Genomic DNA, 20,743 nt, shown 5'->3' on the forward strand with positions numbered 1-20,743 from the left:
TTCGCCCAAAGCCAGTAGACAGACCAGTCCTGGCAGCCAGAAGAACAGCTCACCGCCGTCGTTGACGAACGCGCTGCCGATCAAGGTGCCCAGATGTCCGCGCGCAAGGTTGTGAACGTTGGTACTCATGCGGCTCACCGCGACGTCGTGCGCGTGCGGCCCCAGCCCGGCGAGGATGAGGTAGATGACGAGCAGGGCGACCGCGTAGCCGACCGTGACGCGCACCGAGGCCGCCGCGGGCAAGGTCCGCAGCGGCACCTGCGTGCAGCGCAGCGCGGCGTCCCCGACGGCGGCCTCAGCCGGCATGGTTCGCCGGCAGCTCAACGGGCGTCATGGCTCTACAGTGCCGGGCCCGACGGGCGGTGTGCCTCGTTCTTAACGAAGCCTTCACACTCGTGCCGCAAATCTTCACCGTTCTGCAGGGCACGTGACCTCTATTTAAAGTGCGGTAACGGTCACGACGGCCGCCTCGACGGTCACGATGGCCGACGCGTAGTTGGGCATGTTCGCCTCGAGGGCGGCGTGCATTTCGGAAGCCGAGGAGTCAGCCCTGGCATCCCGGACCACGGTGACGTCATAGCCGAGCTCGGCGGCGAACCGAACGGTCGCTTCCACGCACGTGTGTGCGATCAAGCCCATGACGATGACCCGCTCGATGAAATGGCGTTTGAGTTGCAGGTCCAGATCCGTGTTGGCGAAGCCGCTGGAACACCAATGCTCGTGGGCGACACATCACCGGTCTGTGGCTCGAACCCGGTGCGGATCTCGCCTCAGCAGAAGCCCGGTCACCGCTTTGTCATTCGCTATCGGACCATCATCTCCGCCCGTCGCCAAACGGGCCATGGTCGGCAGCCGTGGCAAGGTCGGTTGACTTCAGCGGTGTTGTCCGTTCCCGTTGAATTGCGGTGTGCGACTAGGCAAATCGAAGATCAAGAGCGTGCTGCTCGCCGTTGCGACGAGTGCTCCCGACGCGTCGGTGGCCTTGGCTTCGGCGAAACCGATCCGCGACCCCGCCTTGACGACGCTGCCTACTGCGGTCAGCGTGCCGCTGGCCACGGTGACGGCTTTCAAGTAGTTGACCTTGATTTCGACGGACGTGTAGCCGACCCCTTCGGCAAGTGTGGTGTGCAGTGCGCAGCCTGCGGCGGTGTCCAACAGGGTGCACATCGTGCCACCGTGCACCATTCCCAGCGGGTTGTACATGGACCCGTCGGGCGTACAGGTGAACGTGACCCGACCGGCGTCGACCTCGGTGACGCGCATCTGGATGAGATCACCGATCGGGGGTGGCGGCAGCTTGCCGTCGGCGACCGCCTGCCAGTAGGAGAGGCCAGACATCGACGCGACGGTGGCCTGGGTGGTGATCGGGTCGTGCCAGGTGATCAGCCGCGACTGGGTGGCACCCCATCCCGGTGTATCGGCCCGGCCAGTGCGAGCGTATTGCTGAGCGGGCATCGAATGCCTCCAACAGAAACTGATCGGTTTACTTCCTAGTGCCCGAAACTAGCAATAATCCTGCGCGATGTAAACCGATCGGTGTACTCTGGCATGATCATGAGTGCATACGCTGGGCAGACGCATCCCACCGCGGGCCGCGGCGCGCGCGAACGCATCGAACGCGCCGCGGCCAGGCTTTTCTACCGCAACGGCATCCATGCGACCGGCGTCGAACTCATCGCGCAGGAGGCCGGCGTCTCCAAGCGGACGCTTTACCAGCACTTCGGCAGCAAGAACGACCTCGTCGACACCTACCTGCGCAATATCGAGGCCCGGGGCGGGGCGCCGGCCGAGAAGCACCTCGACGACGCCACGCTGCCCGCCCGTGAACGCCTGCTGGCCATCTTCGATCTGCGCCGATCGGACGTCGTGCGCGGCTGCGCTTTTCACAACGCGGCCGTAGAGTCGGCCGGATCCCTGGCGACTACCGACGAAATCGTGCGGACTCACAAGCGTGAATTCACCGGCCGCCTCATCGCCGTCGCGCGCGAAGCCGGTGCCGCCGACGCGCATCTTCTGGGCCAGCAGCTGGCCGTGCTGTTCGAGGGTGCCACCGCGCTGGCGACTTCGCTGAATGACACCGCGCCCGTTGTGCATGCGCGGGCCGCCGCTGCCACGCTGATCGACGCCGCCCTGCGGTCTTGACGGAATCGTCGGGATGCTGCTAGACATGGCCTGCGCCACACTTTTGGGCGATCGCCCAAAAGCCGATGGGTGGAGGATGCCATGGGTCTCACGAGCGTCGCGCTCCCGGCCGATGCCGGCGGCTGTCTGAACCGAGGGCAACATCAATGAGCATCGCCAACGACACCGACGTCTACTACGACCCCTACGACGTCAATATCAATGCCAACCCGTATCCGATCTACGCCCGGCTGCGCGAAGAGGTGCCGATTTACTACAACGAACGCTACGACTTCTGGGCACTGTCAAGGCATTCGGACGTCGAACGCGGCCTGGCCAATTGGGAGACCTTCTCCAACAGGCGAAGCGACATCCTGGAACTCGTTCAGTCGAAATTCGACATGCCCGGCGGCGTCATGATGTTCCAGGATCCACCCGAGCACTCCAGGTTGCGCGGTCTGATGTCGAGGGTGTTCACGCCGCGCCGGATGGCCGCCCTGGAGGACCAGATCCGGCAATACTGCGTGCGGTGCCTGGACCCACTCGTCGGCTCCGGGGGCTTCGACATCATCGCCGAACTCGCCTCGATGATGCCGATGCGAGTGATCGGCATGCTGTTGGGAATCCCGGAGTCCGAACAGATTTCGGTGCGCGACGCCAATGACGCCAATCTGCGCACCAAGCCGGGAGCGCCGCTGAAGGTCGCCAACGCCGACTCCATCGCCGACGGCCGGATCTATGCCGACTACGTCGAATGGCGATCCAAAAACCCTTCGGACGACCTGATGACGACGCTGCTCAACGTCGAATTCGACGACGAGCACGGGGTGCACCGGAAGCTGACCCGCAAGGAGGTGCTGCATTACACGCAGGTGGTCGCCGGGGCGGGAAACGAGACCACCGGCCGGCTGATCGGCTGGCTGGCCAAGGTGCTCGCCGAGCATCCCGACCAGCGCCGCGCGGTCTATCAGGATCGGTCGCTGTTGACCCGTACGGTCGATGAGACGTTGCGATTCGAACCCACCGGACCGCACGTCGCACGGTGGATGGCAACGGATTTCGAGTGCTACGGCACGACGGTTCCGGCCGGCAGTGCCATGCTGCTGCTGTTCGGCGCCGCCAATCGTGATCACCGCCGGTACACCGATCCGGACACCTACAACATCCGTCGCGACAACATCTCCCACATCACCTTCGGAAAAGGTGTGCATTACTGCCTGGGCGCCAATCTGGCCCGCCTGGAGGGTCGCGTCGCGCTGGACGAGATTCTCAACCGTTGGCCCGAATGGGACATCGACTACGACACCGCGCAATTGGCGTCGACGTCGACCGTGCGCGGTTGGGAGCACCTGCGGGTCGTGCTGCCCTAAGGGGTACCCCGGCGGCTCTTGGGCGTGGGCATTTCGAACCGGTCCAGGAAACGATTGACCAACGCCACCGCCTCGTCGTGCCCACCATGGGTGCCGAGCCCCTGTTCGAGGATGAGGGTGCGCCCGATGGAGACGATGACGACCGCGAGGGCCGCGGGCGGGAATTCGTTCCTATCGAGGTCATGTTCGCGGACGATGAAGTTCAGCGCGGTGATCTGTTGTTCACGCCAGCGCTCCGACCACGCCGATATCTCGGCCCGAATCTCCTTGCGGTGGTTGGCAAGCCCCATGAACTCCAGCAGCAGCCGGGTGTCTTTGGGTTCGGTGAGCGTCTCCCAGAAGGCGTGCAGCGGGCGGTCGGAGGCCAACGCTTGCTGCTGGCGCTCCAGGTAGATTGCGGCGCCGCGGCGAAAGACGGCCAGATACAACTCGTCCATTGTGGGGAAGTAGTAGTGCACCAAGGCCGGTTTGACCCCGGCCTTGGCCGCGACGCGGCGCGACGTGGCCGCGGCGTAGCCCTCCTCGAGCATGATCTGGCTCGTCGCGGCCACCAGCATGTCGCGCGTGGTCGAGTCACGGGGTCTTTGGGATGCGGTCACGGTATGGTCATATCGCGGGTTCGGCAACCATGTCGAAGAACGCGGCACCGGAGTGATATTCGCTGTATCTGGTTCGCTTTGCCATGGAGCCGTCTCATTCCGGAAGCCGTCGGCCAGCTGGTTTGAGCGATCGCCCAAACCGGGTAGCTGACATGCTTGCACCTCCGGTGGCAGCGGTCAAGGTTCACCGCCCGTGCAGGCGAGCCACCACGGGCGCGAAGGATTCGATCTGTGACTGCTGCACCGTGACGTAGTTGACCCCGAAGGTCTCCCGGCGCGAATGCAGGGTCTCGACAACGCGTTCCAGGGACCCGATCAAAACGTTGGGATGGTCGCGCAACACTTCGGCGGGGATGCCCGTCGACTTCGCCAACCCCGCCAGCACGGTCTCGGGATCATCGGTGATCTCGGTGAAGTAGGGCGAGCTTTCGACGTCGAGACGACCGTAGCGTCCACCCGCGGCGGCACGCACAAAGCCGATCCGGCGCTCCGCCACCGCCGATGGGGCCAGGCCGTCGGCGTCATGCGCCACAAACGGCACGCTCGAGATGCTGACAATGTCGGCTTCGCGGCCGGCCAACGTGAGAACGCGTTGTCCGCCGCCGCCGATCATGATCGGCGGATGTGGCTGTTGCACCGGCCGTGGCCGTCCGGCATAACCGTGTGCCTCGACGAACTGCCCTGAATATGCCAGTTCTTCACCCCGCCAATGGGCTTTGATGAGCGAGACCACCTCGGCCAGCTTGGCGATTCGCCGGCCCGGCGAGTCGAATTCGAGCCCCATCGCGGTGTACTCGACTCCGCTCCAGCCGGCACCGATGCCGAATTCGAGACGGCCCTCGGAGAGAAGATCCAGTGTCGCCGCTTCCTTGGCCAATACGGCGGGCACGTGGTAATCGATGCAGAAGACCCGGCAACCGATGCGCAAGCTTTCGGTCCAGGCGGCGGCAGCAGCCATCGCCGCGATGGGTGCCAGGTCCTGGCGGGGAGTGCGCGCTGCTCGCTGAGCGGGCCCCGGGCCCAGGTAATGATCAGCGAGGAAAAGCGTTGTGTAGCCAAGGTCTTCGACTCGGCGAACGGTATCGCGCCACGCCGGCCCCCCGGAGGCATTGGTCGCCTGCACGCCGAAACGAAACGGGGGTCTGTCCATGAACGGACCCTAAGTGGGGTGACGGAACGGAATCAAGACGAACCGACGACTCGCGCTTGACCGTCGCAGACCCCGGGTGATAGGCATGTGACGCCCAATAATTGGGCGGTCGCTCAGGGAAGTGGGGGTGTGGTCGGGTGAAGACGGCGGTCGTTACCGGCGGCGCTTCGGGAATCGGCCGTGCCGTCGCCGAGCGGTTGCGCCGCGACGGATTTCGAGTGGCTGTCCTCGATTTGTCCGCCACCGATGACGGCTTCGGTTATACCGCCGACGTCACGGACCGAGCCCAGGTCGACACCGCGATAGCCGCGATCCGCGAGGCGTTCGGCCCGATTCTGGTGCTGGTCAACGCGGCGGGCGTGGAAGGCTTCCAGAAGTTCTCGAATATGTCCTTCGAGGAATGGTCCAAGGTGATCGACGTGAACCTGCACGGCGTCTTCCACACCGTTCAGGCTGTGCTGCCGGACATGGTTGAAGCCGGCTGGGGCCGTATCGTCAACATCTCCTCGTCCAGCACCCATTCCGGGCAACCGTTCATGGCGCACTATGTGGCCGCGAAGTCCGCGGTGAACGGCCTGACCAAGTCGCTTGCGCTGGAATATGGTCCGGCCGGCATCACCGTCAACGCGGTCCCGCCGGGTTTTATCGATACACCGATGCTGCGCAGCGCCGAGCGGCGACATCTGCTCGGCGGCACGGTCGAGGACCACATCCAGCGGACCCCGGTGCGTCGGGTGGGCAAACCGGAGGACATTGCCGCCGCATGCGCCTTCTTTGTCTCGGAGGAAGCCGGCTATATTACCGGCCAGATACTCGGAGTCAACGGCGGCCGCAACACCTGATTGCTAAATCGTTGTCTCCCAAGGGAATTCATGCTCAACGGGTAGCCGAGTCCGTCCACCGCGTCGCTAATTGACGCAGGGACGAATAGCCGCCGATGGCGCACACCATGATTGGGAACTCCGTGTTCGGGGAATGGGTGGGGCAACCATGCACAGATAAGGAAGACCCGTGGCCGCCAGCTTCAAGGATGTTATTCATTCCAAATACTTGCTCTTGACGACATTCACCAAGGACGGCCGTCCGAAACCCACACCGATCTGGGGTGTGCCCGACGGCGACGACAAGCTGTTGGTGATCACCGACGACGGGTCGTGGAAAACCAAGCGAATCAACAACACTCCGAGGGTGACGATCGCCAAGAGCGGGGCGCTGGGCAAGCCCAAGAGCGATGAGGTCGAAGCCATAGCCCGGGTGCTCCCGAAGTCCGAAACGCGACGCGTCTACAACGCCGTCCTCAAGCGGTACTGGTACCACGCGCCGTGGTTCTACGCGCACTCCATCGTCCGCGGCGGCATCGACAAGGTGCACGTCGGCCTGGAGATCAGGCCCGCCGACTAAGACGCTTGGTGACCAGCCGCTTTCGGCGCGAATGGCCTCGAAGGTATCCGCCACAGTCTGGTGCGGGTCCCGGTAGCTGATGCCGAGTTCTCGTTCACTCGGGGAATCGTCGGAGGCCGGCATCTGGGTGTAGTACTGCATTCCCGCCCAGGTGAACGGGGTCTCGAAGGGCAGGAAGCGGTTCGCTCGATCCAGCACCGCGCCGGCAACGCGCAGCGCCGTGTCCGGTATCGGGACGGCGACCATCGGCGTCTCCGCGACCTGGCCGAGGAGGTTGGCGAGGTCGGCCGCGGCCACCCGATGACCGCCGGCGGTGTAGCGCCGCGGTCCGCGGCCGGGCTCGAGCAAAGCGGCATGCAGCGCGGCCAGATCGCGGACGTCGACGATCAGCCAGGCCGCGCTGCGGCCCGGGATGGCGTGGATCTGCAGGGCCGCTCGCACGCCTTCGCCGGCCTCACCGAACTGGTCTCCGACCGGCGGCCCGAGCACCATGCCCGGGTAGGTGATGTTGACCGGCGCACCCGCGTCCTGCAGCCCCCTTGCATAGATCTCGACCTGCGCCTTGGACGTTCCGTACCCATCCGCGCCGCCGACCACCGGCAGGTCTGCTGTCAGCGTCTCCAGGTCCGGGTGGAACAGCGCGGTGAAGCTGGACACGTGGACGATGGGATCCAGCCCGAGCTCGACGGACTGACCCAGCACATTCTGTGCGCCTTGCATATTGGTGGCCAGCATCTCGGCCGTCTGGCGTGGGTCGGTGGCGACCAGCGCGGCACTATGCACGACGGCGTCGCAGCCCCGCAACGCTCCTCGCACCGCGACGCGGTCGGTGATGTCTGCGACGACGAAGTCGGAGACATCGACGCCCAGCTTGGCGACGGTGGTGTGCAGCTTGTCGGGATTGCGCACCAAGAACCTGACGGCGTGCCCGGCATCGGAGATGGCCTTGGCGGTCCACCCGCCGACGAATCCGGTACCGCCCGTGATCAGAACCCGCATGGCCTCATTCTGCAAGACCGCAAAACCTACAGATGGCTGGACGCGAAATTGGCGGCCTGACTTGTCATGCCGTTAACCGGATACGACGTGTGCGCGACGAAGCCGTCGTCGCCGTTGCCGGGGCCGCAGATCGGGTCGCCCTGCGCGCACAACTGCAGCGTCTTGGGCTGATACAGGGGTCCGATGGTGAGCGGCGGTGCGTTGTACTTGTGCAGAAACTGGCCCGACGGCGTGCCGAAAAGCGCCACGGCGGCGACATGCTTTGCGACGTCCGGCGGCATCGGCGGTGGAACCGCGGACGCGGGTACTCCCGGGGGTACGGCGGCCGAGGTGGTATACCCGGCGACGGCAGCGCCCTGCGAGTAGCCGCCGAGCACCTCCTTGGTGTTGGGGCAATTCGCCGCCATCGACTCGATATGGGAGCTGGCGTCCCGAATACCGTCGATGACGGTCGACGGGAAGTCGGGATTCGAAAAGTCAGTGCTGGCAGGGTAATTGACCGGATACACGGTCAGCGACTTCGCCCCGATCTGCGAGCGCAACGCATCGATGAAGGGTTGGCCTATCCCGCCAACACCCGGAGCTTCGCCCGAGCCGCGGGCAAAGACCACTTCGACGTCCGGACACGGCTCGGCCACAGCGGAGGCAACGGGCGCGCCCGGCAAGAACGAACCGAGCGTCGCCGCCGCCGACAGCGCAGACACCATCAGTCGGCGCGCCGACGCGACGGCCAACACCTTGCGCGTGTTCATTACTTTTTGAAAGCGTCCTTCACCTTCTCGCCGGCATCCTTGAGGCTGGACTTCGCCTGGTCCGCCCTGCCCTCGCTCTTGGTGTCGGGGTCTCCGGTGGCGTGGCCAATGGCCTCCTTGGCTCGGCCGCCGAGGTCCTCGATCTTGTTCTTCAACTTGTCTTCCTTACTCATGCCGCTGTGGCTACCCCGCAATAGGACTCATCGAAACCCCGCCCTGTCATGATGGAACCGTGAGCACCGCAATCGTGGTGGCAGTAGTCGCGGGGCTGATGCTGCTCGGCGTCGGCATGGTGGTCAATCAGCTGCTGCGGCTCAAGCGCTATTTGGGGGACTCGCCCACCGCGGTGCCCCTGGATCCGAAATCCGAGCCGAAACCCGAGCCCCCGGAGCATTCAGGCTGAGACGGGTCGGCTACAGCCGTCCGGCAACGTAGCTGGCAGCGTCACCCGTCATCCCGGACTGGACATAGGAGCCATGCGCCATCAGGCTGCCGCCGGCCGGCGAGCACACCGGATCGCCGTCGGCGCACAGGTCAATGGTCTTGGCGGCATACGGCGGGGCAATGGGCGAAAAAGCGGTGCCGGTGAAATTGCCTGCCAACTCGCTGGTGGGATTGCCGAAGATGGCGATCGCCGCCACATGGTCAATGGCCTGGGGCGGCAAAGCCCTGGTGGCCAGATCCATGACGCCCGCCCCCTGGGAGAAGCCGCCGAGCACCAGCCGGCTCCCGGGGCATCGCACCATCATGTCGTTGACATGAGCGACCACGTCGTCGGCGCCGATTCGAGCGCTCGACGCGAATTCCCCTGACGCCGGGTAATTCACCGGATAGACGCCCATCGAACGCCCGTTAATCTGCGATCCGAGCGAATCGACGAAGCCTTGACCCACCTGGCCGACACCAGCGTCCTGGCCGGTGCCGCGCGCGAACACCACCTCAACGTCCGGGCACGGATCGGCATGAGCGACCGGCGAATTGATCGGTCCGCTCAAGACCCCCGACGTCGTCGCGATCGCGGCGCTGAGAATGCGAATGAGGTGGCGCGCACTCACCGCTCAATGCTGACATACGCGTTACCGCGCGGCAGCGTCAGCGGAAGGTCGGCGTAGGTGGCGATTCCCGGCGCCGCGGCGACGACAGCCGGAATGGCATTGATGGCCGGCATCGCCGTCATGATGTGACCGAGGTCCATGAATTCCTCGAGCGTGGTGGCCGCGAAGTACGGCGGCGGCAGGAATCCGACCTTGGTGGTGACCGTGGGCTGGCCGTCGATCTGGATGACCCAGCCGTCCTGCTCGATCTTCCAGTCGGGCTCGAGCGTCTGGCCCTTGCGCCACCGCACATTCAGGTCGATCACGGTCTTGCCGTCGACGACGCCCTGCCAGCTGATGTAGGTGCCCGCGACATGTCCTGCCGGGATGGTCCAGGACGCCATCACGAGGTCCTCGGTGGTCTGGGCGAATTCGGCCACGCACTTCACCTCGTCGAGTTCGACACCCAGCGCGTCGCCCACCAGGCGGACGGCCTCGCCGAAGATGGCGGTGCCCTTCGCGGCCATCGCCGGCAGCTCCGGATGGTCGATCGGCTGGCCGAAACCGACCGGCTTCTCCGTTTCGGGGGAGTCATAGAACGTGGTGTCGGCGGCCTCGTTGACGGTGACCTTGTCGATCCGGTTGCAGACCATCGCCGAGACGATCGCCAACAGTTCGGCGAAGCCCGGGCTGACGCCGGACCCGAAGATCGTGGCGCCGCCCTTCTCGCAGGCCTCCAGGAGCCGGTCGCGGCCGTCGCCGAGGTTGTGCCCGGTGATGAACGAGGCCGTGGTCACCACGTTGACGCCCGCGGACAGGATGCGGACCAGCTCGTCGACGTTGAACCACATCGGGTTGTAGACCACGCAGTCCGGCTTGAGCGCCAGCAACTCATCGACGTCGTTGGTGGCCGCGATCCCGAGCGGCGGGATCCCGACGAGTTCGCCGGCGTCGCGACCGGCCTTCTCCGGTGACCAGGCGTAGCAGCCGACCAATTCCAGCGTGGGGTTGGTGACGATCGATTTCAGCGAGCTCTTGCCGACATTGCCGGTGTTCCACTGAACGACCCGATAGGTGTTTGGCACTCGCTCAGCATAGGGAATGACCCGGGCTCTTAGTAGGGCTAATAGGCAGATTCCGCGGCCAACATTTCGGCCAGGAAGGCAGCGACCGCACGCGATCCGAGCCGGTAGGCTGCGTCGATGTCGGAGGCGGCGAAGGGAGCAACGCGATGCTCAGCGTGAAATGGCTGGAAAAGCCTGAGGCCCATGACTTTCCGGCGGCCGCGGACTATCTCACCATGCTTGCGGGCGGGCAGACCGTGAAGAAGGTGATCAAAAAGCTGCAGTCCGGGACCGTGACGCACAAGAAGGCAAAAGACATCCTGCGCGCGGCGCGGCTGGGCCTGCTGCCGGCGGACAACCCGCACGTCGCCGCCGACCTGACCAAGGTCGAGAAGGGCCTGCCGCTGTCACCCATCCTGCTGGTGCGCGGCGACTTCATCACCGGTGTTCCGTTGCAGATCGCCGACGGCTACCACCGGGTCTGCGCGAGTTATCACACCGATGAGAACACTGCCATCCCGGTGATTCTCGCAGTCGTCAGCCGCTGACCGGCGAATGACCGTGATCGACATCAAGTCCGCGGGGACCGTGCAGGTGCTGACCCTGTCGTCGGGTCCGGTCAACGCACAAGACGTCGAGCTGCTCGAAGAGCTGGCTTCGGTGGTGCGTGATCTGGCACGTTTCGACGCCGGCGCGCTGGTTGTCACCGGTGCCGGTCGTGCCTTCAGCGCCGGCGTCGACCTCAACCGCGTAGTGCAGGGCGGCACCGATTACACCGACAGGTTGGTCCCCGCGCTGTCCGCGGCATTCGAGGCGATGTTCAGCTATCCGGGGCCAACCGTCGCAGCGATCAATGGCGCCGCAATCGCGGGCGGCTGCGTGCTCGCCTGCGCCTGCGACCGCCGCCTGATCAGCCCCGAGGCATCGATCGGTGCGGTCGAGGTGCGCGTCGGGGTGCCGTTCCCGGTCGCCGCGCTGGAGGTCATGCGCTACGCCTGCGGCAGGCACGCCGATGAGGTGCTGCTGGGTGGCCGCAACTATCGCGGCGCGGAGGCGGTGGCCCGCGGATTGGCCCACCGCGTCGTCGTCGACGAGCTCATCGAGGCTGCGGTGGCGGAGGCGTCGGACCTGGGCAGTATTCCGGCCGACGCCTACCGCCAGACCAAAACCCAGTTGCACGCCCCGACGATGATGCGGATTCGCGAAGCCCGCGGCGTCGACGACGAGGTGCGCCGGATGTGGGGCACGGACGAGACGCTGCGGGGCATCGCCGCCTATGTGGAGCGGCTGCGGCGCCGCTGACTAGTCCTCGTCGACGGCTTCGTCCAAAGCGACGCCGCCGCGCCGGCGCCGCATCCGATGCGATCCCTTGCCCGTCGGGCGCCGGTTGCGCAACTTGGCCCGCGGCTCGTCGCTCTCATCGGTATCTGCCGGTGCCTTCGCGGCACCTGCCACGGGCGCTTCCTCGGTGGCCGGTTCCGACGCCGGCTGCGACTCGACGGTCTCGGGTGTCTCGGCGGTGACCTCTGCGGGCTCAGAAGCCGGTTCAGCCTGTTCCGCTTCCTCGGTGTCTTCGGCCTCCGCGTCGACGGTCTCGTCGGCCTCGTCCGCTTCAGCGGCTTCGGCGTCCTCGTCGATGGCCGCCTCGGTGTCAGCCTCTTCGCCCTTCTTGCGCCGCAGGCGGCGGCGTTCCTTGGGCTTCTTCGCCTTGATCGGTTTGGGCGGCGGCGGAGGCATCTCGGCGACGAACGAGAGGTAGAACGCGAAAATACCGAGCAACGCGATCGCGGCGGCGGCCCCATAAATCCCGAACAGCCAACGTCCGGCGGCGTCCAGGCTGAGCCAGATCTCGCTGATCGCCGTCCCGATGATCAGCACCCCGGCCAACACGTGCGCCACGATCGACCAGATCCTGATGGACAGCGCCAGCTGCGGCGTCCCCAACTCCGGCTTACGCGTGCGCAGCAGGGTGAACACCACCGGCAATGCCGCGAGCGCGACGAGCGCACCTGTCACGATCCGAAGCGCCATCCCCAGCGTGCGCGAGGTGTCGCCCATCAACTCCGGCCACCGAGGCAAGACAAAGAAGAAGTAGAGGACGCCGGCAACGAGGGAGAACAGCAGGTGCCACGGCACCGCAATCTTGCGCCCCATACCCCTCCTCGCGTGCTGGTGATTTCACGCCAGCCTAAAGGCGGCCAACCCGAATTCATCTCAATTCGTACAGGTCCGCATGGCGGACCAATGGCGGAGGATGCGGGATTTGAACCCGCGAGGGCTGTTAACCCAACCCGCGTTCCAGGCGAGCGCCATAGGCCACTAGGCGAATCCTCCGTGGCCATGGTAACCGAGGGTCAAACGGCCCCCGCCAGTTGCTCGTCGTCGACTCCGAGGCAGGTATTAGACTCGTCGCTGGACCCCGCGCGGCGTCTATCCTGTGAACTCCCCCAGGGCCGGAAGGCAGCAAGGGTCAATGGGCTCTGTCGGGTGCGCGGGGTCCCCTATGTCGGGGCCCGAGGCTCGTCCACTGCATCACCCCGAAGCCACCGCCTTGATAGCGAAAGGGTTCATGGTGTCGTTGGAGTCCCTCAGCCCCGCCGAGCTCGCGGCCACGAACGCTCGCCACCGGCAGGATTACGCCGACCTTCAGGCCAAGAAGCTCACGCTGGACCTGACCCGTGGCAAACCGGCTCCCGATCAGCTCGACCTGTCCAACCAGCTGCTGAGCCTGCCCGGAGACGACTACCGCGACAGCGAGGGCACCGACACCCGCAACTACGGCGGCCTGCACGGCCTGCCTGAGCTGCGGGCCATTTTCGGGGAGCTGCTCGGCATCCCGGTGCAGAACCTGATTGCGGGCAACAACTCCAGTCTGGAATTGATGCACGACCTCGTCGCCTTCTCGATGTTGTACGGCGGCGTGGACTCGCAGCGGCCCTGGAAAGACGAACCGAACGTCAAGTTCTTGTGCCCGTCCCCCGGCTACGACCGCCACTTCGCCATCACCGAGACGATGGGCATCGAGATGATCCCGGTGCCGATGCTGTCCGAGGGGCCCGACGTCGACCTGATCGAAGAGCTGGTCGCCGCCGACCCCGCCATCAAGGGCATGTGGACAGTGCCGGTGTTCGGCAACCCCACCGGGGTCACCTACTCCTGGGACACCGTGCTGCGGCTGGTCCAGATGCGGACCGCGGCGCCCGACTTCCGGCTGTTCTGGGACAACGCGTACGCGGTGCACACCCTGACGCATGACTTCATCCGGCAGGTCGACGTGCTCGGGCTGGCCTCCGCGGCCGGCAATCCCCACCGGCCTTACGTGTTCGCGTCCACCTCCAAGATCACCTTCGCCGGCGCCGGCGTGAGCTTCCTGGGCGGATCACTGGGCAACATCGCCTGGTATCTGCAATACGCCTCGAAGAAATCGATCGGCCCGGACAAGGTCAACCAGCTGCGGCACCTGCGCTTCTTCCGCGACGCCGATGGGGTGCGGCTGCACATGCTGCGGCACCAGCAGATCCTGGCGCCGAAGTTCGCGCTGGCCGCCGAGATCCTGGATCAGCGGCTGAGCGAATCCAAGATCGCCTCCTGGACCGATCCCAAGGGCGGCTACTTCATCAGCCTGGACGTGCTGCCCGGGACGGCCAAGCGAACCGTCGCGCTGGCCAAGGACGCCGGTATCGCGGTGACCGAGGCCGGTGCGTCGTTCCCGTATCGCAAGGATCCGAATGACACCAACATCCGGATCGCGCCTACTTTCCCGTCGCTGCCGCAGCTGCGCGACGCGGTCGACGGCCTGGCCACCTGCGCGTTGCTGGCGGCTTCCGAGTCGCTGCTGGCGTCGTCCACGTCGAGTGTGAACTGACGACCCGGCCGGGTCTGGATCGTCAGGGCGCGCCGGTAGCCTGCTGACCGTGGCCCTCTACCGCAAGTACCGACCGGCAACCTTCGCCGAAGTGGTGGGGCAGGAGCACGTCACCGAACCGCTGTCGATCGCGCTGGAAGCCGGCCGCATCAACCACGCGTACTTGTTCTCCGGTCCGCGCGGCTGCGGTAAGACCTCCTCGGCGCGCATTCTGGCCCGGTCGCTGAACTGCGTTCAGGGGCCGACGGCCACTCCGTGCGGGGTGTGCGACTCATGCCAGGCGCTGGCGCCCAACGCCCCCGGCAGTATCGACGTGGTCGAACTCGACGCCGCCAGCCACGGCGGCGTGGACGACACCCGCGAACTGCGTGACCGCGCGTTCTACGCGCCGGCCCAGTCGCGCTACCGGGTGTTCATCGTCGACGAAGCGCACATGGTCACCACCGCGGGCTTCAACGCGCTGCTCAAGATCGTGGAGGAGCCCCCCGAGCACCTCATCTTCATCTTCGCCACCACCGAACCGGAGAAGGTGCTGCCGACGATCCGGTCGCGCACCCATCACTACCCGTTCCGGCTGTTGCCGCCGAAAACCATGCGGGCGCTGATCGCGCGGATCTGCGAGCAGGAAGGCGTCGCCGTCGACGACGCCGTCTACCCGCTGGTGATCCGAGCCGGCGGCGGCTCGCCTCGCGACACACTCTCGGTGCTGGATCAACTGGTGGCCGGCGCGGAAGGCGCCCACGTCACCTACCAGCGGGCACTGGGCCTACTGGGGGCCACCGACATGGCGCTGATCGACGACGCCGTGGACGCGCTCGCGGCCGCCGATGCCGCGGCGCTGTTCGGTGCGGTCGAATCGGTGATCGATGCCGGTCACGACCCACGGCGTTTCGCCACCGATCTGCTCGAGCGGTTTCGCGACCTGATCCTGCTGCAGGCCGTGCCGGACGCGGCCAGTCGCGGCGTGGTGGACGCACCGGAGGACGTGCTGGAGCGGATGCGTGAGCAAGCGACCCGGATCGGGCCGGCGACCCTGACCCGTTACGCCGAGGTGGTGCAGGCGGGCCTGGGGGAGATGCGCGGTGCCACCGCGCCGCGTCTGCTGCTCGAGGTGGTGTGTGCGCGACTGCTGCTGCCCTCGGCCAGTGACACCGAGTCGGCGCTGCTGCAGCGCGTCGAGCGCATCGAGACCCGGCTGGACATGTCCATCCCCGGCTCCGAAGCCAACCCCCGCGGGGCGCCGGCCGAACCCGAGCAACCCGTCCGGTTCACCCGGCCATCCGCGGCGGCCGCCGCCAGGCCCGAACCGAAACCCCAGCCCAAGCCTGCGACCGAACCGGCCGCGGCCCCGGCTCCGACGCCCGTTCCCGAACCGGCCGCGGCTGCGGCCCCTGCTGCCGGATCAGCCTCCGCGCCAGGCGAACTCAACACCGCCGCGGTGCGCAGCATGTGGCCGACGGTGCGCGACAAAGTGCGCCAGCGCAGCCGCACTACCGAGGTGATGTTGGCCGGCGCGACCGTCCGGGCAATCGAAGGCAACACGTTGGTGCTCAGCCATGAATCGGCACCGCTGGCCAAGAGGCTCTGCGAACAGCGCAACGCCGACGTCATCTCCGAAGCGCTCAAAGACGCGCTGGGCGTCAACTGGCGAGTGCGATGTGAGGCCGGCCCGCCGGCTTCGGCCCCGGCAGCCCCGCCCGCCGGTGGGGGAGCCGGTCCGGCGGTACCCGACGTGCCGGAGCCCGCACCCGATGTGGAGTCCGCGCGGCGCGACGAAGAAGAACACATGCTCGCCGAAGCGGTCCGCGACGAGCCGTCGGCGCCGAGACGCGACCCCGAAGAGGTTGCCCTCGAACTGCTGCAGAACGAGCTGGGCGCCCGCCGCATCGACAACGGCTAGTGGCGACCGTTAGCGCGGCGTAGCCGGGCGCAACGGGTCGCCACCATCGGCTAGCGCGTTACGGCGTCCACCACGGCCGCAGCGGCAGGTGGTCGTCGCCTCGTGGGTCGACGTTGGCTGCTAGCACGTGATGTAGCTGAAGGTTGTTCTGCTCGAAGGCCACCCGCGACGCCGCCATGTACAGCCCCCACACCTTTGCGGTCGGCAAGCCGACCTCGGCGACGGCCACGTCCCAATGCTCGACCAAATTGCGGCACCAGTCCCGCAGCGTCATCGCGTAGTGATGGCGGAAGTTCTCCCCGTGCAGCACCTCGAGGCCGGCATTCTGGATCGCGCTGGTGATGCGGCCCGAGCCGGTCAGCTCCCCGTCCGGAAAGACGTAGCGATCGGTGAACCCGCCGGCGAACGAGCTAGAGGTGTTGTCGTGGCGGGTGATGCAGTGGTTGAGCAGCAGACCGCCGGTGCGCAGCTTCGACTTCAGGAATCCGAAGTAGGCGGGGTAATTCTTGACGCCGATGTGTTCGGTCAGCCCGATCGAGGAAACGGCGTCGAAGTGCGCCTCGTCCACGTCGCGGTAGTCGCTGTGCCGCACCTCGGCCAGCTCGGAAAGCGCTTCGTCGGCGATCGCCTGCTGCGCCCACTTCGCCTGCTCGCCGGACAGGGTGGCACCGATCGCCCGGACGCCGCGGCGCGCCGCGTAGCGCACCATGCCGCCCCAGCCGCAGCCGACGTCGAGCAGCCGGTCGCCCGGCTGGAGCCGCAACTTCTCGAAAATCAGGCGGTATTTGTTCTGCTGAGCATCTTCCAACGTCGCATCGGCGTCGGGATACACCGCGCAGGTGTAGGTCATCGACGGGCCCAACACCAGTTCGTAGAAGGTGTTCGAGACGTCGTAGTGGTGGTGGATGGCTTCGGCGTCGCGGGTCTTGGTGTGCATCAGCCCGTCGGCGACCCGCCGCCACCGGGGCGGGGTTTCCTGCGGGGGCGGCGGCACCGGCACCAACCGCTCTAAGCCGATCGATCGGATGACGTTGGCCAGTACCCGGGCCGGCGGTCGCTTGAATTCCACCCGATCGGTCAGCGTCTTGAGCAGTTCGTACGGATCACCCGGATGGACGCCGTAGGCCTGCAGATCGCCCGAAACGTAGGCGCGGGCCAGGCCGAGTTCACCGGGAGCGGTGGCCAGGTAGGTGGCGCCGCGGGGACTACGCAGGTCCAAGCCGAGTTCGGCGTCTTCGCTTCCGGCGGTGCTGCCGTCGTAGGCGGTGAACTTCAGCGGATGGCGCCCGGTCGCGGCGAAGATCTCCAGGATCTCGGCCATGCTGAGTTTGCCGGTCGGCGTGCGGCGGGGTTCTTTGGTCTCCCTAATTGAAGTCATCGCCGTTGTACCGCCTTAGCGTAGAGGTCGAGTAAACGAGAATCGGGGTCATACGTCTTCTTGACGGTGTTGTAGGCCTCGCCGCCGTACAACTCGTCGAAGTCCTCGCGCGAGTAGAAAGAGTCGGAATACAGCGACTTGTGCCCGTCCAGCTCAGCCACCCTGGTTTCGATCGCCCGGTTGGTGGCGCCCTCGGTGGGGCCGGCCGGCACCGACGACCAAAAGCCCACATTGACGTAGGTGTGATCCGGTCGTATCGGGTACAGCGGCCAGCCGTCGTGGTCACGCAGACGCAACGGGCACAACCAGACCGGCGTGATGGGCACGTCGTCCAGGAACCACTCCAAAAAGTCGCAAGTCCGTTCGATCGGCACCTCGATGTCCTGCACCACCCGCTCGCGGACCGGGCGGTCCGGCGCACGAAGACTGCGCGTTTCGATGCGGTCGGACAGCGCGAAGCGGCGATCCATCGCGATCAGCTTCGAGTAGACGCTGCTGCGCCGGTATCGGCGCGGCCAAAAGCGTCGCAGCCGGGGGTTTTGCACACCGAAGGCCCGCGAGCACCAGAACCAATCGGTGTCCCACCGCCAGAAGTAGTCGTTCATGGTCAGCCGGTCGTCCTTGGTGGCTTCTGAGCCCGCGGAGTCGTGCCGGATGGACTGGTAGTAGATGTCGCGTCCGGTGTAGTCGCTGACCGGGCCGGGCGTGGTGGTCCGTCGGCCCACACACAGGTAGCTTTCGTCGGCGCTGAACACCACCCCGTCGAGATAGTCAACCGGCGTCCCGCCATGCCCGCCGGTGTCGATGATGCGTTCCATTGCCGCGATCAGATCGGGCAGCGAGTGAAACCGGATGTGCCGCAGCGCCACAAACGGTGCGATAGGTTCCAGTTCGATCCGAAGACGAGTCGAATACCCAAGTGTCCCATAGGAATTCGGGAAGGCGCGGAACAGGTCCGGGTGTTGGGTGCGGGACGTGGTGAGCAAATCGCCAGCGCCGGTAAGGATGTCCATCTCCAGCACCGATTCGTGCGGCAGTCCGTTGCGGAACGACGACGACTCGATGCCCAGGCCGCTGACGGCGCCGCCCAGGGTGATGGTCTTGAGCTGCGGCACGACCAGCGGCGAAAGACCGTACGGCAGCGTGGCGGCCACCAGGTCGGCGTATCTGCACATACCGGCCACGTCGGCGGTTCGGTTGTCGGGATCCACACCGAGAACACCGGTCAGTCCGGAGGTGTCCAGACCGGGCGCGTCGCGTTTGGTGCGGGCGCGGAACAGGTTTGACGTCGGCTTGGCCAGCCGGACGGCGGACGTTGTGGGGATGGATCGATAACTGGCCATCATTCGGTCAACGCCCGACTTGTGGGCCGAGAGTGCAGATCCAAGGACAGGCACCACATATACCCTAGTCTTCGACAACAGCCCGTGCACCTGTCGCGAGCGGCAGCGCCGGGGAAAACATCATGAGGAAGGGTCGCCGTGGGACAGGTGAACGCCGACAGCACCATCTTGATCAACGCGGAGCCTGCGGCAACTCTTGCCGCCGTCGCGGACTACCAGAATGTCCGCCCGAAAATTCTCTCCCCGCAGTACAGCGACTACCAGGTGCTGCAGGGTGGGCAGGGGGCCGGCACGGTCGCCAAATGGAAGCTGCAAGCCACCAAATCACGCGTGCGCGACGTACAGGTCAACGTCGACGTAGCCGGACACACCGTCATCGAGAAGGACGCGAACTCCTCCATGGTCATCAACTGGACGGTGGCTCCTGCCGGACCCGGCTCCAGCGTCACCGTGAAGACCACCTGGACCGGTGCCGGCGGTGTGAAGGGCTTCTTCGAAAAGACGTTTGCGCCGTTGGGGCTGAAGAGGATTCAGGGCGAGGTGCTGGCCAACCTCAAGAAGGAACTCGAAGGCTAGCCGGTTGATTGTCCGGTTGCCGGGCGGACGGCAACCATCACCGTCGCACCCCACGGTCGAGCGCGGAACTCGACGGTAATTGCCGGGTCGGCATATTGGGCGAGCGCACGCAGCGCCGACGGGCTATAGGCGCGTAGCGAGCTGATGATCCCGTCGTGTAACAACGGCTTCAGCCTGGTGAACGGCAGTATGAGCGCCAACATCATCAACTGGAGCGGCGGCGGCCGCCTGCTGAGGTCGATGACTATCAATTTCTTCGCTACCCGGGTCGCTTCGGCGAATACCTGGGCGGCCTGCTCGGGCGCCAGGTGATGCAACGACAACGCAAACACCGCGAGGTCGTAATACCTGTCGGGGGCGTCGATTGCGGTGGCGTCCATTTGCCGCACCGTGGCGCGTGGGTGACTGCCGAGGTCGCTGGCGGCGACGGCGGCCACGAACTCGGGATCGATGTCGGTGACCGTCACCTGAGCAGTGGGGCAATACTCCAGTAGCTTGCGCGACAGTCCGCCTAGGCCGCACCCGAGTTCGAGGATCTTCGGCGAGGCGATATCGCTCACCTCGCGAAGCGCCGCCCGCGCGCACAAGCTGTAGTTACCCAAAAACCGTCGTCGTCCGCTGCGGTCGAGTGCTTGGATGACCTTGCGCTTCAGATCGTCGACGTCGTCGCGGTCCAGGTATTCCAGCCGATCGGTCTGCAGCCGCCGATCCAGCCACGAGGCGTTCGGCCCGCCTCGGGGCATGTTGGCAATGTCGGGGGTTGCCGTTTCCATGGGGACCATGATGGATTAACCGAGCCGCGGTTCGACACAAAACAGCCACAAGTTCATTTCCCTGGAACTCCCGTGTCCAAAGGCTTCCGCGCCGACACCATCACATAGTCCGTCAAACCGCTCCCTCGTTCCCAGATCTCTACGCCACGGCACTGGGCGCGATCGTTTTCCGAGACGTCCACGACCACCTCACCCATCTTTTTCTTTCCCTCAAGGCGCTGCCGACTGTAATTGGCCATCCCGGGGAACACGTCTTGCCGGATCGATTCCACGACGACATCGCCGAAACCCACCGCAGACAGTCGCCGTGGGTATTCGTCGCGGTCATACAGATTGGCCTCGGGAATGTGGCCGTACCTTCGGGCGAAAACGTTCACCCGGGCGGATTTTCTGCCTGGAACCGGGAGCATGTCGGCGA

23 protein-coding genes, 1 tRNA gene, 1 other RNA gene and 2 pseudogenes are annotated in these 20,743 nt (G+C 65.8%); 11 read left to right on the plus strand and 16 right to left on the minus strand.

The window, feature by feature from the left end:
* From A5625_RS24795 to A5625_RS24805, 3 genes and pseudogenes are all read right to left on the minus strand, one after another.
* A pseudogene (locus tag A5625_RS24795) lies at positions 1–306 on the minus strand (hypothetical protein); the annotation flags it as partial.
* Positions 307–438: 132 nt separating this feature from the next.
* Complete coding sequence (locus A5625_RS24800; RefSeq protein ID WP_369830045.1) at positions 439–684, minus strand: isochorismatase family protein; 246 nt, start codon at positions 682–684, stop codon at positions 439–441.
* Positions 685–873: 189 nt separating this feature from the next.
* Positions 874–1,455, minus strand: a complete 582-nt coding sequence (locus tag A5625_RS24805; RefSeq protein ID WP_067000520.1) for a PaaI family thioesterase — start codon at positions 1,453–1,455, stop codon at positions 874–876.
* 99 nt (positions 1,456–1,554) lie between these two features.
* Between A5625_RS24805 and A5625_RS24810 the strand changes: the two genes are divergently transcribed.
* Positions 1,555–2,142, plus strand: a complete 588-nt coding sequence (locus A5625_RS24810; RefSeq protein ID WP_082984544.1) for a TetR/AcrR family transcriptional regulator — start codon at positions 1,555–1,557, stop codon at positions 2,140–2,142.
* A gap of 146 nt (positions 2,143–2,288) precedes the next feature.
* Positions 2,289–3,491 (plus strand): cytochrome P450, encoded by a 1,203-nt coding sequence (locus tag A5625_RS24815; protein ID WP_067000526.1) that lies wholly within the window; start codon positions 2,289–2,291, stop codon positions 3,489–3,491.
* On the opposite strand, the gene A5625_RS24820 is transcribed toward A5625_RS24815, so the two are convergent.
* Both A5625_RS24820 and A5625_RS24825 read right to left on the minus strand, forming a co-directional pair.
* Complete coding sequence (locus A5625_RS24820) at positions 3,488–4,048, minus strand: TetR/AcrR family transcriptional regulator (protein ID WP_067000529.1); 561 nt, start codon at positions 4,046–4,048, stop codon at positions 3,488–3,490. The genes A5625_RS24815 and A5625_RS24820 overlap by 4 nt on opposite strands.
* Positions 4,049–4,274: 226 nt before the next feature.
* Positions 4,275–5,240, minus strand: a complete 966-nt coding sequence (locus A5625_RS24825) for a TIGR03621 family F420-dependent LLM class oxidoreductase (protein WP_067000532.1) — start codon at positions 5,238–5,240, stop codon at positions 4,275–4,277.
* A gap of 137 nt (positions 5,241–5,377) precedes the next feature.
* Between A5625_RS24825 and A5625_RS24830 the strand changes: the two genes are divergently transcribed.
* Both A5625_RS24830 and A5625_RS28700 read left to right on the plus strand, forming a co-directional pair.
* The gene (locus tag A5625_RS24830; protein ID WP_067000534.1) at positions 5,378–6,082 is read left to right on the plus strand and encodes an SDR family NAD(P)-dependent oxidoreductase; all 705 of its coding nucleotides are present in this window, start codon (positions 5,378–5,380) and stop codon (positions 6,080–6,082) included.
* Positions 6,083–6,251: 169 nt separating this feature from the next.
* Complete coding sequence (locus A5625_RS28700) at positions 6,252–6,641, plus strand: PPOX class F420-dependent oxidoreductase (RefSeq protein ID WP_082984545.1); 390 nt, start codon at positions 6,252–6,254, stop codon at positions 6,639–6,641.
* Positions 6,642–6,665: 24 nt separating this feature from the next.
* Here A5625_RS28700 and A5625_RS24835 read toward each other — a convergent pair.
* From A5625_RS24835 to A5625_RS24845, 3 genes and pseudogenes are all read right to left on the minus strand, one after another.
* A pseudogene (locus A5625_RS24835) lies at positions 6,666–7,640 on the minus strand (NAD-dependent epimerase/dehydratase family protein); the annotation flags it as partial.
* Between the two features lie 26 nt (positions 7,641–7,666).
* Positions 7,667–8,392: a cutinase family protein gene (locus tag A5625_RS24840; protein ID WP_067000537.1), complete on the minus strand. Its 726-nt coding sequence runs from the start codon at positions 8,390–8,392 to the stop codon at positions 7,667–7,669.
* Entirely contained in the window at positions 8,392–8,565 is a 174-nt protein-coding gene (locus tag A5625_RS24845) for a CsbD family protein (RefSeq protein ID WP_067000540.1), read from the minus strand. The genes A5625_RS24840 and A5625_RS24845 overlap by 1 nt, the downstream gene beginning before the upstream one ends.
* 59 nt (positions 8,566–8,624) lie before the next feature.
* On the opposite strand from A5625_RS24845, the gene A5625_RS29740 reads away from it, so the two are divergent.
* Complete coding sequence (locus A5625_RS29740) at positions 8,625–8,795, plus strand: hypothetical protein (RefSeq protein WP_197516224.1); 171 nt, start codon at positions 8,625–8,627, stop codon at positions 8,793–8,795.
* 10 nt (positions 8,796–8,805) lie between these two features.
* On the opposite strand, the gene A5625_RS24850 is transcribed toward A5625_RS29740, so the two are convergent.
* Together A5625_RS24850 and A5625_RS24855 are read right to left on the minus strand one after the other, a co-directional pair.
* Complete coding sequence (locus A5625_RS24850; RefSeq protein ID WP_067000542.1) at positions 8,806–9,447, minus strand: cutinase family protein; 642 nt, start codon at positions 9,445–9,447, stop codon at positions 8,806–8,808.
* Entirely contained in the window at positions 9,444–10,511 is a 1,068-nt protein-coding gene (locus A5625_RS24855) for a dihydrodipicolinate reductase (RefSeq protein ID WP_067000544.1), read from the minus strand. The genes A5625_RS24850 and A5625_RS24855 overlap by 4 nt, the downstream gene beginning before the upstream one ends.
* Before the next feature lie 146 nt (positions 10,512–10,657).
* Here A5625_RS24855 and A5625_RS24860 point away from each other — a divergent pair, with 146 nt between their 5' ends.
* On the plus strand, positions 10,658–11,038 hold the full coding sequence (locus tag A5625_RS24860) for a hypothetical protein (RefSeq protein WP_067000548.1): 381 nt from the start codon (positions 10,658–10,660) through the stop codon (positions 11,036–11,038).
* Between the two features lie 7 nt (positions 11,039–11,045).
* Positions 11,046–11,792: an enoyl-CoA hydratase/isomerase family protein gene (locus tag A5625_RS24865; RefSeq protein WP_067000550.1), complete on the plus strand. Its 747-nt coding sequence runs from the start codon at positions 11,046–11,048 to the stop codon at positions 11,790–11,792.
* Here A5625_RS24865 and A5625_RS24870 read toward each other — a convergent pair whose 3' ends face one another.
* Together A5625_RS24870 and A5625_RS24875 are read right to left on the minus strand one after the other, a co-directional pair.
* The gene (locus tag A5625_RS24870) at positions 11,793–12,644 is read right to left on the minus strand and encodes a hypothetical protein (protein WP_067000553.1); all 852 of its coding nucleotides are present in this window, start codon (positions 12,642–12,644) and stop codon (positions 11,793–11,795) included. It lies immediately after the preceding gene.
* A gap of 91 nt (positions 12,645–12,735) precedes the next feature.
* A tRNA-Ser gene (locus tag A5625_RS24875) sits at positions 12,736–12,824 on the minus strand.
* A 76-nt stretch (positions 12,825–12,900) separates the two neighbouring features.
* On the opposite strand from A5625_RS24875, the gene ffs reads away from it, so the two are divergent.
* The 3 genes from ffs (at position 12,901) to A5625_RS24890 (ending at position 16,255) form a co-directional block, all read left to right on the plus strand.
* An RNA gene (gene ffs, locus A5625_RS24880) (signal recognition particle sRNA small type) lies at positions 12,901–12,997 on the plus strand.
* Positions 12,998–13,062: 65 nt separating this feature from the next.
* Entirely contained in the window at positions 13,063–14,355 is a 1,293-nt protein-coding gene (locus tag A5625_RS24885) for an aminotransferase class I/II-fold pyridoxal phosphate-dependent enzyme (RefSeq protein WP_156748532.1), read from the plus strand.
* Positions 14,356–14,404: 49 nt separating this feature from the next.
* On the plus strand, positions 14,405–16,255 hold the full coding sequence (locus A5625_RS24890) for a DNA polymerase III subunits gamma/tau (RefSeq protein WP_067000559.1): 1,851 nt from the start codon (positions 14,405–14,407) through the stop codon (positions 16,253–16,255).
* A 58-nt stretch (positions 16,256–16,313) separates the two neighbouring features.
* On the opposite strand, the gene A5625_RS24895 is transcribed toward A5625_RS24890, so the two are convergent.
* Positions 16,314–17,624 (minus strand): class I SAM-dependent methyltransferase, encoded by a 1,311-nt coding sequence (locus A5625_RS24895; protein ID WP_369830046.1) that lies wholly within the window; start codon positions 17,622–17,624, stop codon positions 16,314–16,316.
* 5 nt (positions 17,625–17,629) lie between these two features.
* The gene (locus tag A5625_RS24900) at positions 17,630–19,033 is read right to left on the minus strand and encodes an FAD-binding oxidoreductase (RefSeq protein WP_067000562.1); all 1,404 of its coding nucleotides are present in this window, start codon (positions 19,031–19,033) and stop codon (positions 17,630–17,632) included.
* 81 nt (positions 19,034–19,114) lie between these two features.
* Between A5625_RS24900 and A5625_RS24905 the strand changes: the two genes are divergently transcribed.
* Positions 19,115–19,552 carry an SRPBCC family protein gene (locus A5625_RS24905; RefSeq protein ID WP_067000565.1) on the plus strand — a complete coding sequence of 146 codons (438 nt, stop codon included), beginning with the start codon at positions 19,115–19,117 and terminating at the stop codon, positions 19,550–19,552.
* On the opposite strand, the gene A5625_RS24910 is transcribed toward A5625_RS24905, so the two are convergent.
* Positions 19,549–20,325, minus strand: coding sequence for a class I SAM-dependent methyltransferase (locus tag A5625_RS24910; protein ID WP_232003815.1), 777 nt, complete (start codon positions 20,323–20,325; stop codon positions 19,549–19,551). The genes A5625_RS24905 and A5625_RS24910 overlap by 4 nt on opposite strands.
* A gap of 53 nt (positions 20,326–20,378) precedes the next feature.
* On the minus strand, positions 20,379–20,743 hold a 365-nt coding region (locus A5625_RS24915), incomplete at its 5' end, for a hypothetical protein (protein ID WP_232003816.1).

Origin of the sequence: Mycobacterium sp. 1465703.0 (assembly GCF_001672975.1) — a bacterium.
In the GTDB taxonomy this organism is placed as follows: domain Bacteria; phylum Actinomycetota; class Actinomycetes; order Mycobacteriales; family Mycobacteriaceae; genus Mycobacterium.